The 13,547-nt window shown below is 73.4% G+C and carries 13 protein-coding genes and 1 riboswitch; of the genes, 7 read left to right on the plus strand and 6 right to left on the minus strand.

What is annotated here, in order from left to right; all coding sequences use genetic code 11:
• The first annotated feature begins 119 nt into the window (after window positions 1-119).
• Together IE318_RS32785 and IE318_RS32790 are read left to right on the plus strand one after the other, a co-directional pair.
• Window positions 120-749 (plus strand): TetR/AcrR family transcriptional regulator, encoded by a 630-nt coding sequence (locus IE318_RS32785; protein WP_189906203.1) that lies wholly within the window; start codon window positions 120-122, stop codon window positions 747-749.
• A 548-nt stretch (window positions 750-1,297) separates the two neighbouring features.
• Window positions 1,298-2,815: a phytoene desaturase family protein gene (locus IE318_RS32790; RefSeq protein WP_189906204.1), complete on the plus strand. Its 1,518-nt coding sequence runs from the start codon at window positions 1,298-1,300 to the stop codon at window positions 2,813-2,815.
• 45 nt (window positions 2,816-2,860) lie between these two features.
• On the opposite strand, the gene IE318_RS32795 is transcribed toward IE318_RS32790, so the two are convergent.
• From IE318_RS32795 to IE318_RS32820, 6 genes are all read right to left on the minus strand, one after another.
• Entirely contained in the window at window positions 2,861-3,871 is a 1,011-nt protein-coding gene (locus IE318_RS32795; protein WP_189906206.1) for an SCO2102 family sporulation regulator, read from the minus strand.
• A gap of 56 nt (window positions 3,872-3,927) precedes the next feature.
• Window positions 3,928-4,851, minus strand: coding sequence for a methylenetetrahydrofolate reductase [NAD(P)H] (gene metF / locus IE318_RS32800; RefSeq protein ID WP_030182129.1), 924 nt, complete (start codon window positions 4,849-4,851; stop codon window positions 3,928-3,930).
• Between the two features lie 164 nt (window positions 4,852-5,015).
• The gene (gene thiE / locus IE318_RS32805) at window positions 5,016-5,678 is read right to left on the minus strand and encodes a thiamine phosphate synthase (RefSeq protein WP_189906258.1); all 663 of its coding nucleotides are present in this window, start codon (window positions 5,676-5,678) and stop codon (window positions 5,016-5,018) included.
• Window positions 5,679-5,832: 154 nt separating this feature from the next.
• A complete protein-coding gene (locus tag IE318_RS32810) occupies window positions 5,833-6,198 on the minus strand; it encodes an Rv2175c family DNA-binding protein (RefSeq protein ID WP_030182121.1) in 366 nt (121 codons plus the stop codon).
• A gap of 132 nt (window positions 6,199-6,330) precedes the next feature.
• A complete protein-coding gene (locus tag IE318_RS32815; protein ID WP_189906208.1) occupies window positions 6,331-7,560 on the minus strand; it encodes an NAD(P)/FAD-dependent oxidoreductase in 1,230 nt (409 codons plus the stop codon).
• A gap of 117 nt (window positions 7,561-7,677) precedes the next feature.
• Window positions 7,678-8,019 (minus strand): avidin-fold protein, encoded by a 342-nt coding sequence (locus IE318_RS32820; protein ID WP_030182116.1) that lies wholly within the window; start codon window positions 8,017-8,019, stop codon window positions 7,678-7,680.
• Window positions 8,020-8,071: 52 nt separating this feature from the next.
• Window positions 8,072-8,183: riboswitch (TPP riboswitch) on the plus strand.
• Between IE318_RS32820 and thiO the strand changes: the two genes are divergently transcribed.
• The 5 genes from thiO to IE318_RS32845 all read left to right on the plus strand — a co-directional run bounded on the left by thiO (window position 8,181) and on the right by IE318_RS32845 (window position 13,505).
• The gene (gene thiO / locus IE318_RS32825; RefSeq protein WP_189906210.1) at window positions 8,181-9,344 is read left to right on the plus strand and encodes a glycine oxidase ThiO; all 1,164 of its coding nucleotides are present in this window, start codon (window positions 8,181-8,183) and stop codon (window positions 9,342-9,344) included. It overlaps the preceding riboswitch by 3 nt.
• Window positions 9,341-9,541, plus strand: a complete 201-nt coding sequence (gene thiS / locus IE318_RS32830; RefSeq protein WP_189906212.1) for a sulfur carrier protein ThiS — start codon at window positions 9,341-9,343, stop codon at window positions 9,539-9,541. Before thiO ends, thiS begins: the two co-directional genes overlap by 4 nt.
• A 3-nt stretch (window positions 9,542-9,544) precedes the next feature.
• On the plus strand, window positions 9,545-10,339 hold the full coding sequence (locus IE318_RS32835; protein WP_030182107.1) for a thiazole synthase: 795 nt from the start codon (window positions 9,545-9,547) through the stop codon (window positions 10,337-10,339).
• Window positions 10,340-10,578: 239 nt separating this feature from the next.
• Complete coding sequence (pknB, locus tag IE318_RS32840) at window positions 10,579-12,513, plus strand: Stk1 family PASTA domain-containing Ser/Thr kinase (RefSeq protein WP_189906214.1); 1,935 nt, start codon at window positions 10,579-10,581, stop codon at window positions 12,511-12,513.
• A gap of 83 nt (window positions 12,514-12,596) precedes the next feature.
• A complete protein-coding gene (locus IE318_RS32845; RefSeq protein WP_189906216.1) occupies window positions 12,597-13,505 on the plus strand; it encodes a deoxyribonuclease IV in 909 nt (302 codons plus the stop codon).
• The last annotated feature ends 42 nt before the right edge of the window (window positions 13,506-13,547 follow it).

Consider the following 13,547-nt stretch of genomic DNA (forward strand, 5'->3'; position numbering starts at 1 on the left):
CGTCCGCGCCGCCACCCGCGCCGCCACCGGCACCACCTGTACCACCAGCGGCGCCGTCACCCGCCCCACCGGCCGTACCGGCCGAGGACCCGGCCGGCGTTCCTGTGAGAATCAGGGCCATGGAAAGCAGCAGCGCCACGCCGGGCGGCCGGACCCGCCGCGAGGTCACCCGGCAGAAGCTCTACGAGGCCGCCGTCACGCTCATCGCCGAGCAGGGCTTCTCCGCCACCACCGTGGACGAGATCGCCGAGCGGGCCGGGGTCGCCAAGGGCACCGTCTACTACAACTTCGCCAGCAAGTCGGACCTCTTCGAGGAGCTGCTGCGGCACGGCGTGGGCCTCCTCACCGCCTCCCTCCGTGAGGCGGCCGAGCGGACGGATCGGGAGGGCGGCAGCCGGGTCGACGCCCTGGACGCGATGATCCGGGCCGGACTGGTCTTCATCGACCGCTACCCCGCCTTCACCCAGCTGTACGTGGCCGAGCTGTGGCGCACCAACCGCACCTGGCAGTCCACGCTGATGGTGGTCCGGCAGCAGGCGGTCGCGGTCGTCGAGGGCGTACTGCGCGAGGGCGTGGCGGGCGGCGAGTTCAGCGAGGAGATCGATGTGCCGCTGACCGCGTCCGCGCTGGTGGGCATGGTGCTGGTGGCCGCCCTCGACTGGAAGTCGTTCCAGCCGGAGCGCTCCCTGGACGACGTCCACGCGGCGCTGTCGCGGCTCCTCCAGGGCCGGGTGAGCGGCACCCACTGAGGCCGCTCGCGGGTCACGCGCCGCCGAGGACGTCCCGAAGGCGCGTCAGGGCGGCATGGCAGGGCATGGCAGGGCACGGCAGGCTCGTACGAGAAAGCGCCGGTCCGCCGTGGCCACGTCCCCCACGGGCCACCACGCACCGGCGCTTCCTCCGCTCCCCCATATCCGCTTGCCCCGCCGCTCCGATTCCCCGTCCCCGTCTCCCCGTCTCCCCCGCTCCCCGTCCCCCCGTTGGGCCCCCGTGCGGTCGTCCCCGGGTTCCCCCGGTGGCTCGCTCCCGCCGACGTGGGCCGGCGGAAGGAGCGGTCCAGGGCGACGCCGTTCCGCCGCCCCGTGTCGGCGGTTCCGGCGCCGTGCCCCGTCCCGTGCCTCCACTCTCTCGTTCACGCAGGTCGGACCCCATCCGCGCACGTACTCATCTCCTCGCCTGAGTACCTGTACTCAGCCCTGCGCGCCCGCACCCGGGGACGGCGCGCCACCGACCGGAGAAGCCGCTGGTCAACGCCCCGGAGCGGGCGTTGTCAGCGGTGGTCGATAAAGTCGCGGGCATGGCACGGATTGCGGTGATCGGCGCCGGGATGGGCGCGATGGCGGCCGCCGCCCGGCTGGCCGTCGCGGGCCACCGGGTGACGGTGTACGAGCGTACGGAGACGTACGGCGGAGCGGTGCGCCGCCTCGAGCGGGACGGTTTCGCCTTCGACACCGGCCCCGGGCTGCTGCCGCTGCCCGCGGTCTACCGCGACCTGTTCGTCAAGACCGGCAAGGAGCCGCTGGAGGACCGCGTCCAACTGGTCCAGGTCGACCCGGCGGCGCGGCACGTGTTCGCGGACGGCACCGAGGTGTCGCTGCCGAACGCCTCCCGCGCGGGCGTCGTCACGGCCCTGGACACGGCGCTCGGGCAGGGCACCGGCCGGCGCTGGGGCGACTTCCTGGTGCGGGCGCGCGAGGCCTGGGACCGCACCCGCCGGCCCCTTCTGGAGGAGCCGCTGTGGCCCGACTGGCCCGTGCTGGCCGAGCGCGAGCCCTATCCGGCGGTTCCGCACAAGCGCCTGCTGCGCACCCGGCGGGCCGGCACGCTCGCCGAGGTCGGCGCCTGGGAGCTGCGCGATCAGCGCCTCGCCGCACTCCTGGAGAGCCATGCGCTCGCCCACGGCCTCGATCCGCGCACCGCCCCGGCGAGCGCGGCCGTGCTGCCGTACATGGAGCACGCCTTCGGCATCTGGTACGTCCGAGGGGGCCTGCGCGAACTGGCGCGCGCGGTGTACGAGCGCTGTGTGGCCCGCAGGGTCGAGTTCGTCTTCGGCACCGAGGTGGCGCGGATCGTCGAGAAGGACGGCCGGGCGACGGGTGTGGAGTTCGCCGAAGGCGGCGCGGCGGAGGCGGAGTTCGTGGTCGCCGGTGTGGCGCCGGAGGCGCTGAGCGGCTTCGTGGGGAGCGCGGCCCTGCGGGGCGAGGGGCAGGTGCCGGCTCAGCACGGGCTGCCGAGCCGCCTGACCGTGCTGCTCGCGCTGCGCGGCGGCCGCCCCGAGGGGACGGCCCATCGCACCGTGGTGCACGCCGAGGACCGCGAGTCGGAGCTGGACGCCCTGTTCGGTACGTCCCCGGGCATGCCCGCGCGGCCCACGGTCACGGTGTTGCGCCCCGACGATCCGGCCCTGGTCCCGGACGGGGAGCACGAGGCGATCACGCTGACGGCCACGGTCCCCGCACTGCCCGGAGCGGACGAACAGGCCGGCAGAAAGGCCCTGGAGGCGCAGGCCGACCGTATGATCACCGCCGCCGAGCGGGCCGTGCCGGGGCTGCGCGACCGCATCCTGTGGCGCGAGACCCGCACGCCGGCCGACATCGCCCGGGAAACAGGCGCGGCGGGCGGGGCCGTTCCCGCGCCGGCGCTGGCCGCGGCCGGGGGGCGGCTGTTGCATCCGGCGAACTCCACGGGAATCGACGGCCTGTTCGCCGTGGGAGGCTGGTCGCACCCGGGGGGCGGGCTGCCGCACGCCGGGATGTCGGGCGCGATGGTGGCCGGACTCGTCGTGGAGGGGCCGGAGTTCCGCGGCTCGCAGTGAGCCGGGCGCGGACGTGCCCGCGCTCCGGGACCGGTTCGGACCGGTTCAGAAACGGTACTGCTCGTCGAACCCCGCGCCCTGCTGCGCCTGGCCGTAACCCTGACCGCCCTGGCCGTCGCCCTGGTACGGGTAGGACTGCTCGGGCGGGAGTTCACCGCCGTAGGAGTCGTCGGTGCGCTGCTGCGGGACCCACACCCCGCCGGCCGGGGTCTCGCCGCCGTAACCGCCCGTGGCGTACGGGTCCTGGGCGCCGTAGCCCTGCTGCCCGTAGCCCTGCTGGCCACCGTAGGTGGTGTCGTAGGAGGCGCCGCCGTAGGTCTGGGTGCCGACGTACGGGTCCGAGTAGGCGGCGTAGCCCTGCTGGCCGGAGCCGTCGTAGCCGTAGGCCTGCTGCCCGTAGCCGGAGTAGTCGTACCCGTAGCCCTGGTCGGTGGCCTGGGCCGCGGTGGCGTACTGGTCTTGGGGCAGGCCGGCCGGCTGCGGGGAGTCGCCGTAGACGCCGTAGGAACCGGTGTCGTCGGGCAGGGGCTGCGGCTGGTACACGGCGGTGCTCTCGGCGGCCGTGGGGTCGCCGGCGCGGGCGGAGGCGAAGACGTCGTCCTGGTCGTAGTCCTCGGCCCCGTACGACAGGCCGTCACGGCCGGCCGGACTGCCCATGCCGTCCGCGCCGTCCGTGTCTTCCTGACCGTGGTGGCCGTCGTGACCACCGTGGCCGCCGTCGGCGGCATCGAGGCCGGAGTCCTCCAGGGCCGGGTCCCGGCGCTCAGCCTTGCCGCGGCGGCGCTTGGTCGTTTCGCCACTCGGGTGCCTGACCGCCCAGCCGGCGGCGAAGCCGCGGCGGAACGACAGCGTGACGTAGGTCTGCCCGACCGCGAACGCGGCCGCGCCCAGGCCGATCACCACCACGGACGGCATCAGCACACCGAGCACGACACACAGGAAGCCGCCGAAGGCGAGCAACCGCCAGCGCAGGCGCGCCTTGTACTGCAGCAGCACCTCGCCGAGCAGCCACAGCGCGACGATGCCGAACGCGATGTAGAGGACCGTCCAGCCCATGTACGCCCCTCTCCCAGTGGCCGCTTCGCAGTCTGTCGTACGCGGGTACGGCCGGTCTAGGCCTGCGGCGGGTGGTGCAGACCCAGGTTCTCGTAGATTTCCAGCGTCGCCGTGGAGTTGTTGAGCGTGATGAAGTGCAGTCCGGGCACCCCTTCGGCCAGCAGCCGCGCGCAGAACTCCGTGGCGAACTCGATGCCAATGGAGCGTACCGCCGTCGGATCGTCTTGTGCTGTGAGGATCCGCTCTTTCAGGGCGTCCGGGAAGGCGGCGTTGGTGAGGGACGGGATCCGCGCCAGCGTCTTCGCACTGGCGATCGGCATGACCTCGGGGATGATCGGGGTGTCGCAGCCGGCGGCCGCGACCCGGTCGCGCAGGCGCAGATAGTCCTCCGGCTGGAAGAACATCTGCGTGATGGCGTAGTCGGCGCCCGCACGGCACTTGTCGACGAAGTGGCGTACGTCGGTCTCCCAGTCGTCGGAGCGCGGGTGCATCGCGGGGAAGGCCGCGACACCGACGCAGAAGTCTCCGGACGTCTTGATCAGTTCGACGAGTTCGGCGGCGTAGGTCAGACCCCGGGGGTGCGGCACCCAGTCGCCCATCGGGTCGCCGGGCGGGTCGCCGCGCAGCGCCAGCATGTTGCGGATCCCGGCGTCGGCGTACTGCCCGATGATGTTGCGCAGGTCGGCCACCGAGTGGTCGACGGCGGTGAGGTGGGCGATCGGGGTGAGGGTGGTGTCGGAGGCGATGGCCTCGGTCGCCTTGACCGTGCCCGCGCGGGTGGAGCCGCCCGCGCCGTAGGTCACGGAGACGAAGTCGGGCGCCACGGCCTCGACCCGGCGCAGCGCGTTCCACAGGTTCCGCTCGCCCTTCGGGGTCTTGGGGGCGTAGAACTCGAACGAATACGTCGTCTTGCCCGTCGCGAGCATGTCGCGCACGGTACGGGCATGGTCCGACCTGGTGGATGCGGTGCCGAGGGCCATACTCGCAGGTTAGCCAGGGTGAGGCGGTCCCCCAACCGGACGGTGGGGATTTGCCTGAATTGTCGCCTTCTTGTCCACCCATCGGACATCCCCGCCCGATATGGGGCGGTCGGCGCCTCCCGGCAGTCCGGAAGGCGAGACGCCTGCCGCCGTTCCGCCTGCGGCTATTCCGCCTGCCGCAGCCGCTTGGCGAACTCCGCCGCCGCCGCGCCGGGGTCCTCGGCCTCGGTGATCGCCCGGACCACGACGACACGGCGGGCGCCGGCGTCGAGGACCGCGTCCAGGTTGCCGAGGTCGATGCCGCCGATGGCGAACCAGGGACGGTCGGTGCCGAGGGAGGCGGTGTACCGCACCAGGCCGAGGCCGGGTGCGTGACGGCCGGGCTTGGTGGGGGTCGGCCAGCAGGGGCCCGTGCAGAAGTAGTCCACGCCGTCCTGGACGGCGGCCGCGGCGGCCTCGGACTCGGCGTGCGTGGACCGGCCGATCAGGACGCCGTCGCCGAGTATCGCGCGGGCCGCGGGCACCGGCAGGTCGCCCTGGCCGAGGTGCAGCACGTCCGCGCGGGCGGCGTGGGCGACGTCGGCGCGGTCGTTGACGGCGAGCAGCTTGCCGTGGCGGGTGCAGGCGTCGGCGAACACCTGAAGGTGCTCCAGCTCCTCCCCCGCCTCCATGCCCTTGTCGCGCAGCTGCACGATGTCGACCCCGCCGGCCAGCACCGCGTCGAGGAACTCGGGCAGGTCGCCCTGGCGGGTGCGGGCGTCCGTGCACAGGTACAGGCGGGCGTCGGCGAGCCGGTCACGGGCGGCGGCTGCGGCGGTGTCGGGCACGGGCATGGGTGGATCCCCCCGGTTCGGTGCGGTGGTGCGTTGTCGGCGCGGTGTGTCGAGGGCGTACGGGCCGCGGCGGAGCGGCGGTGGCGAAGCGGCCGTGGCCGCCCCGGCCGTGGCCCGTACGCCGGACGGGTTGTTCAGGCGGTACCGGTCAGACGGCGAGCGCCTGGGCGCGGCGCTTCACCTCCGTCCCGCGATTCTCGCTCAGGGCCTGCGCGGGGGTGCCGGGCAGGCTCGGGTCGGGGGTGAAGAGCCACTCGATCATCTCTTCGACCGTGAAGCCGTCGTCCCGCAGGAGCGTCAGGGTCCCGGACAGGCCCTTGACGACCTTGTCGCCGTCGATGAAGGCGGCGGGGACGTGCAGCGCGCGGTTCTCACCACGGCGTACGGCGATGAGCTGGCCCTCCTTCACCAGCTGCCGCACCCTCGTCACCTCGACGCCGAGCATCTCGGCGATCTCGGGGAGGGTGAGCCAGGCGGGGACGAGAGCATCGATCTTCGCGTCAATCTCGGTCACGGATCCAAGCCTGCCATCCGCCACCGACAGTCGGAAGTCAGGCCCGTCCACCTGGGAGAACCCGCAGGAGAACATCGCACGTACGGCGCCCTGCTGCGCCGCTCGAAATCCCGCGGCACACCCCGTGGCGCCCTACGCCGTGGCCGCCTTCAGCGGCCTGCCCGGGTCCGCCAGCAGCCGCGGGTCCATCGGCGTGCCGGCCTCGATCAGCCGTCTGCCCTGCGCCAGGTCCCGCGGCCGGCCGACCGCCAGCAGGGCGACCAGCCGGTCTCCGCGCAGCCAGCAGACCGTCCACGCCGGGCCGGACGGCTCGCCGCGCCAGACGGTGGCGTCGGCGGACGTGTGGTGACCGGCGTACTGCACGAACCGGCCGAACTGCTCGGACCAGAAGTACGGCACCGGGTCGTAGGCGGCGGGGGTCAGGTCGATGATGTTGGCGGCGACCGTGCGCGGGCCCTGGAGCGCGTTGTCCCAGTGGTGGACCAGCAGCCGCTCGTCGTACCGCCTGGAGGGGAAGGAGGCGCAGTCCCCGACCGCGTACACGTCCGGCACGGACGTGCGCAGATGGTCGTCGGCGAGCACTTCCCCCTGCTCCCCCAGCGCGATGCCGGAACCGGCGAGCCAGGCGGTCGCGGGGCGCGCGCCGATGCCGACGACGACGGCGCCCGCGGGCAGCCGCGAGCCGTCGTCGAGCACCACCGCGCCGGGCTCGACGCGCTCCACGCGCGCGTGCGTCCGCAGCTCGGCGCCGCTGTCGGCGTACCAGGTGGTCATCGGCGCGGCCACCTCGGCGGGCAGGGCCCCGGCGAGCGGCCGGTCCGCGGCCTCCACCACGGTCACCGCGCAGCCCGCCTCGCGGGCGGCGGTGGCGAACTCGGCGCCGATCCAGCCCGCGCCGACGACCACGATGTCGTGCTGCTCGGCGAGGACGGGCCGCAGCCGTTCTGCGTCGTCCAGGGTGCGCAGCAGATGGACGCCGGGGACGCCCTCGGCGCCGGGGAGCCGGATCGGCTCGGCGCCGGTGGCCACGACGAGGACGTCGTAGGGCACCGGTCCCTCGGAGGTGTCGAGCACATGGGCGTCGGGGCGGACGGCGAGCGCCTCGCAGCCGAGCCGCAGCTCGAGGGCGAGCGACTCGAAGTCGACGTCGAAGGCCGAGCCCTCGGCCTTGCCGAGCAGGACGGCCTTGGACAGCGGCGGCCGGTCGTAGGGCTGGTGGGGTTCGGCGCCGATCAGTGTGACGGTGCCGGTGAAGCCCTGCTCGCGCAGGGCGACCGCGGTCTGCACACCGGCCATGCCCGCGCCCACGACGACCACCCGCCGCGGCTGTGACATGCCCTGTTCCTGCGTCTGCTCGCTCACCTGATCACCATAGTCAACTGACGTTCCGTCAGTCAGAGGCGTGCGGGGTGACCTGCTCCACAGGCGCTGCGGTCGCTGCGACCGCACCGGCCGCCGCGGCCGCGGCGACCACGCGTGTCACCCGGTCACCTGCTCCACCACACTGGTTCCGCTGCCCGGCCGCGACTCCCATTCCCAGGTCTCCTCCAACCGCAGCCGCCCGTCGGGCAGTTCGACCACCGTGGACACACAGTGTCCGGAGGACGTCGTCCCGTCGTGCCGCAGCTGGACGTACCGGAAGTCGAGCCGGTCTCCCTCTCTGGTACCCACCAGATGGCCTCGTACGACGTCACCGCCCTCGTAAGCGGCCCAGATCACACCGTCCCGCTCGTGGTAGCGGAACCGGGTGCGCGTGCCCACCTGGCCCGGTGCCTGATCGGCGACGGGGGCGAGCACGAGACCGTCCAACGAGCGCGGCATACGAGAGGCTCCCTTACAAGTGCGCTGTTCCAGGGGCTAGGGTGGCCACCGTACAAGCACTCGCGGGAGCCCGGACGCACCGGGCTGAGAGGGAGGCTGGCGGCCTCCGACCGTACGAACCTGATCCGGGTCATGCCGGCGAAGGGAGGGGCTGGACGCCCATGTCGTTGCCACGTACGTCAGACGTCCTCGTCATCGGGGGCGGGATCATCGGACTCGTGACGGCCTGGCGGGCCGTGCAGCGCGGGTTCGCCACGGCCGTGGTGGACCCCGACCCGGGCGGCGGGGCCGCGCAGGTGGCGGCCGGGATGCTGGCCGCCGTCACGGAGCTGCACTACGGCGAGCAGACCCTGCTCGGGCTGAACCTCGCCTCGGCGCGCCGCTACCCGGACTTCGCGGCCGAGCTGACCGAGCTGACCGGCCACGACCTCGGCTACCGCCGCTGCGGCACGCTCGCCGTGGCGCTGGACGCCGACGACCGTGCCCACCTGCGGGAACTGCACGACCTCCAGCGCGCCTCGGGCCTGGAGTCGGAGTGGCTGTCCGGGCGGGAGTGCCGGCGCCTGGAGCCGATGCTCGCGCCGGGCGTGCGCGGCGGGCTCCGGGTGGACGGCGACCACCAGATCGACCCACGGCGGCTCGCCGCCGCCCTGGTGGCCGCGTGCGAGCGGGCCGGGGTGGTCCTCCACCGCGCGTGGGCCGAGCGGCTCACCGTGCGCGGGGGCCGGGCCGCGGGCTGTGTGCTGCGCGACGGCACGGAGCTCGGCGCGGGACAGGTGGTGCTCGCCGCGGGCAGCCGCAGCGGGCAGCTGGCCGGGGTGCCGGACGAGGTGCTGCCACCGGTGCGGCCGGTCAAGGGGCAGGTGCTGCGGCTGACCGTGCCGAAGCGGTACGCGCCGTTCCTGAGCCGCACGGTGCGGGCCATGGTGCGCGGCAGCCACGTCTACCTGGTGCCGCGGGTCAGCGGCGAGCTGGTCGTCGGCGCCACCAGCGAGGAGCTGGGCTGGGACACGACGGTGACGGCGGGCGGGGTGTACGAGCTGCTGCGCGACGCCCACGAACTGGTCCCCGGGATCACCGAGCTGCCGCTGACCGAGACCCGGGCCGGGCTGCGCCCCGGCTCACCCGACAACGCGCCGCTGCTCGGCCCGACCGAGCTGGACGGGCTGCTGCTGGCCACCGGCCACTACCGCAACGGCGTGCTGCTCACGCCGGTCACCGGTGACGCCATGGCGCACGTCCTGACCACCGGCGAACTCCCGGACGAGGCCCGTCCCTTCACTCCGCGGCGGTTCGCCGCCGCCCTCATGGAGCAGCCCGCATGAACATCTCCGTCAACGGCGAGCCCCGCCGGTTCTCGCCCGGCACCGCTCTGGACACCGTCGTGCGAAGCCTGACCGCGGCGCCCTCCGGGGTGGCCGCCGCCCTCAACGAGACCGTCGTCCCGCGCGCGCAGTGGCCGTCCACCACCCTGAACGAGGGCGACCGCGTCGAAGTGCTGACCGCCGTACAGGGAGGCTGACCCATGGCCGACGATCCCCTTGTCCTCGGTGACACGTCCTTCACGTCCCGGCTGATCATGGGCACGGGTGGCGCCCCCAGCCTGGACGTGCTGGAGCGGGCCCTGGTGGCGTCCGGCACGGAACTGACCACCGTCGCCATGCGCCGGGTGGACCCCTCGGTGCACGGCTCCGTGCTGTCGGTGCTGGAGAAGCTGGGCATCCGGGTGCTGCCCAACACGGCGGGCTGCTTCACGGCGGGCGAGGCGGTGCTCACGGCCCGTCTCGCGCGCGAGGCGCTGGGCACCGACCTGATCAAGCTGGAGGTCATCGCCGACGAGCGGACGCTGCTGCCGGACCCGATCGAACTGCTGGACGCGGCGGAGACGCTGGTCGACGACGGCTTCACGGTGCTGCCGTACACCAACGACGACCCGGTGCTGGCGCGCAAGCTCGAGGACGTGGGCTGTGCGGCGATCATGCCGCTGGGCTCGCCGATCGGGTCCGGGCTGGGCATCCGCAACCCGCACAACTTCCAGCTGATCGTCGAGCACGCGCGCGTGCCGGTGATCCTGGACGCGGGCGCCGGCACGGCCTCGGACGTGGCGCTGGCCATGGAGCTGGGGTGTGCGGGAGTGATGCTCGCCTCGGCGGTGACGCGGGCGCAGGAGCCGGCGGTGATGGCCGAGGCGATGCGGCATGCGGTGGCGGCGGGGCGGATGGCGCGGCTGGCGGGGCGGATCCCCAAGCGGCACTTCGCCGAGGCGTCGTCTCCTGCGGAGGGCTTGGCCGTGCTGGATCCGGAGCGTCCGGCCTTCTAGTTCCGTGGTGCCCGGGTTGCGGTGCGGGGTTCGCTCGCCGCGCGTGCGGGGTGCCTCCCCAGAGGGGGTGCCCCCAGCGCCCACCCGTGCCGCCCGGGGGCACCTCCCAGGCGTCAAGCACTGGGGGAGGCACGACTGCCCGCAGGCTTGTGTGTAGCGCGTCACAGGTCGGCTGCAGTCGGGCTGTGGAGTGCGACTGGAAGAGGTTCGTGTCCGTCGTGGCTCGTACACTCGCCTGCGTGGATACGACCCTTCAGGACCCATTGGTCGGGCAGGTGCTCGACGGCCGTTATCGCGTCGACGCGCGGATCGCCGTCGGCGGGATGGCCACGGTCTACCGGGGCCTGGACACCCGCCTGGACCGCGTCCTCGCGCTGAAGGTGATGCACCCCTCGCTCGCGGCCGACGGCTCCTTCGTCGAGCGGTTCATCCGGGAGGCCAAGTCGGTGGCCCGCCTGGACCACCCCAACGTCGTGCAGGTCTTCGACCAGGGCACCGACGGGTCGTACGTCTACCTCGCCATGGAGTACGTCTCCGGCTGCACCCTGCGCGACGTGCTGCGCGAGCGCGGGGCGCTGCAGCCGCGCGCCGCCCTGGACATCCTGGAGCCGGTGCTCGCCGCCCTCGGCGCCGCGCACCGCGCCGGGTTCGTGCACCGCGACATGAAGCCGGAGAACGTCCTGATAGGGGACGACGGCCGGGTCAAGGTCGCCGACTTCGGTCTGGTGCGGGCCGTGGACACGGTGACGAACACCACCGGCGCGGTCCTCGGCACCGTCTCCTACCTCGCCCCCGAGCAGATCGAGCAGGGCACCGCCGACCCCCGGGTCGATGTGTACGCGTGCGGGGTCGTGCTCTACGAGATGCTGACCGGTGGCAAGCCCCATCAGGGGGAGAGCCCCGCCCAGGTGCTCTACCAGCACCTCCACGAGGACGTGCCCGCCCCGTCGGCCGCCGTGCCGGGGCTGGCGTACGAGCTGGACGAGCTCGTCGCGACGGCCACCGCCCGCAACCCGGAGGTACGGCCGCACGACGCGGTGGCGCTGCTGGCGCGGGCCCGCGAGACCCGCGCGGCGCTCGGCGCGGAGCAGCTGGACGCGGTGCCGCCGCAGGCGCTCTCCGAGGACCACGACAACGCCGACGATCGTACGAGCGTCATACCCCGGGCGCTGACAGTGCCGCGCCCCCTGCCCGTGAACGAGGACGACGAGTCCTCCGCGGCCGAGGCGGCGTTCCACCGCACCAGCCGCCTGGAGACTCCCCCCGCGCCGCGGCGTCCGGCCCGCCGGCCCCGGCGCGTCCTGCTGACCGTGGTCGCCGCCGTCCTGCTGGTCCTCGGGGTCGGCGGCGGCGTGTGGTACATCAACTCGGGCCAGTTCACCAAGGTCCCGCCGCTGCTGGCGAAGACGGAGGCGCAGGCGCGGCAGCGGCTCGACGAGGCCGGTCTCGAGGTCAAGGACGTCAAGCACGCCTACAGCGACACGGTCGCACGGGGCACGGTCATCAGTACGGACCCCGAGGCGGGCGCCCGGATCCGCAGCCACGACTCGGTGACGCTCACCGTCTCCGACGGCCCGGAGACGGTGAAGGTGCCCGCCCTGAAGGGGCGCCCGCTGGGTGAGGCGCAGGGCCTGCTGAGGAAGGCCGGGCTGGAGCCGGGCATGGTGAGCCGGGCGTTCAGCGAGGGCATTCCCAAGGGCTCGGTGATCAGCACGGACCCCGGGGCGGGCACGGAGCGGCACGCCGGTTCGGCGATCGCGCTCGTGGTCAGCAAGGGCCGCCCGGTGGACGTGCCGGACGTCACCGGCGAGGACCTGGACCAGGCGAGGTCCGACCTTCAGGACGCGGGTCTGAAGGTGACGGTCGCGCCGCAGCAGATCAACTCCGAGTACGACAAGGGGCAGGTCGCCGCGCAGACCCCGGCGGGCGGCGGCAAGGCCGCCGAGGGCGACACGGTCACGCTGACGCTGTCCAAGGGCCCGGAGATGGTCGAGGTCCCGGACGTGACCGGCGACAGCGTCGACGACGCGAAGAGGACGCTGCAGGAGGCCGGCTTCAAGGTCGACGAGGACCGCGGGATCCTCGGGCTGTTCGGCGACACCGTCAAGAAGCAGTCGGTGGAGGGCGGCGAGCAGGCACCGAAGGGCTCGAAGATAACGATCACCATCAGGTGACGGCCGTCACCGCCGGCGGTGAGGAGACCGGGATCACGGCGGCCCGTGGCCGGCGCCCGCCGGCCACGTGACACCCTGAACGGGTGAGCAGTGAGCACTCCCCCACTTCCCGCGCCCTTGCGGCCCTCCCGGGCCGCTCCCGCAACCCCGTGGGCAGCCATGTGCCCGTCGCGGGCGGCCTGAACTCCGTGGGCCTGTCCTACGCCCGTGAGCTGGGCGCCGAGACCGTGCAGGTCTTCGTCGCCAATCCGCGCGGCTGGGCCACGCCCGCGGGCAGTGCGCGGCAGGACGAGGAGTTCCGCGCGGCCTGCGCGGAGGAGTCGATACCGGCGTACGTCCACGCTCCGTACCTGATCAACTTCGGCTCGCACACCGAGGCGACCGTGGAGCGGTCGGTGGCGTCGCTGCGGCATTCGCTGCGGCGCGGCCGGGAGATCGGCGCGCTGGGCGTCGTCGTGCACACGGGGAGCGCGACCGGCGGCCGGGAACGTGCCGTGGCGCTGAAGCAGGTGCGCGCGCACCTGCTGCCGCTGCTGGACGAGCTCACCCACGACGACGATCCGTACCTGCTCCTGGAGTCGACCGCGGGCCAGGGCGCCTCGCTCTGTTCCCGGACCTGGGACTTCGGGCCGTACTTCGAGGCGCTGGACAACCATCCGAGGCTGGGCGTGTGCCTGGACACCTGCCACGTCTTCGCCGCCGGGCACGACCTGACCGGCCCGAGCGGCATGCACCAGACCCTGGACCTGCTGGTGGACACGGTCGGCGCCGGCCGGCTGAAGCTGATCCACGCCAACGACTCCAAGGACGTGGTGGGCGCCCACAAGGACCGTCACGAGAACATCGGCTCCGGCCACATCGGCGAGGACCCCTTCCGCGCCCTGCTGACCCACCCCGCCACCGAGGGCGTCCCCCTGATCATCGAAACCCCCGGTGGCAAGGAGGGCCACGCGGCGGACGTGGAACGGCTGAAGAAGCTCAGGGACGGCTGAAGAAGCTCAGGGACGGTTGGGCGGTCGTTCGAGCGGCAGCCG

Source organism: Streptomyces spiralis, assembly GCF_014654675.1.
Taxonomy (GTDB): Bacteria; Actinomycetota; Actinomycetes; order Streptomycetales; family Streptomycetaceae; genus Streptomyces; species Streptomyces spiralis.

Bases quoted from the DNA above. Each gene is read 5' to 3' on its own strand.
- thiS (WP_189906212.1), top strand. From the start codon at position 9,341: ATGAACATCTCCGTCAACGGCGAGCCCCGCCGGTTCTCGCCCGGCACC.
- IE318_RS32785 (WP_189906203.1), top strand. From the start codon at position 120: ATGGAAAGCAGCAGCGCCACGCCGGGCGGCCGGACCCGCCGCGAGGTC.
- metF (WP_030182129.1), bottom strand. From the start codon at position 4,851: ATGGCCCTCGGCACCGCATCCACCAGGTCGGACCATGCCCGTACCGTG.
- IE318_RS32835 (WP_030182107.1), top strand. From the start codon at position 9,545: ATGGCCGACGATCCCCTTGTCCTCGGTGACACGTCCTTCACGTCCCGG.
- thiO (WP_189906210.1), top strand. From the start codon at position 8,181: ATGTCGTTGCCACGTACGTCAGACGTCCTCGTCATCGGGGGCGGGATC.
- IE318_RS32795 (WP_189906206.1), bottom strand. From the start codon at position 3,871: ATGGGCTGGACGGTCCTCTACATCGCGTTCGGCATCGTCGCGCTGTGG.
- IE318_RS32820 (WP_030182116.1), bottom strand. From the start codon at position 8,019: ATGCCGCGCTCGTTGGACGGTCTCGTGCTCGCCCCCGTCGCCGATCAG.
- IE318_RS32790 (WP_189906204.1), top strand. From the start codon at position 1,298: ATGGCACGGATTGCGGTGATCGGCGCCGGGATGGGCGCGATGGCGGCC.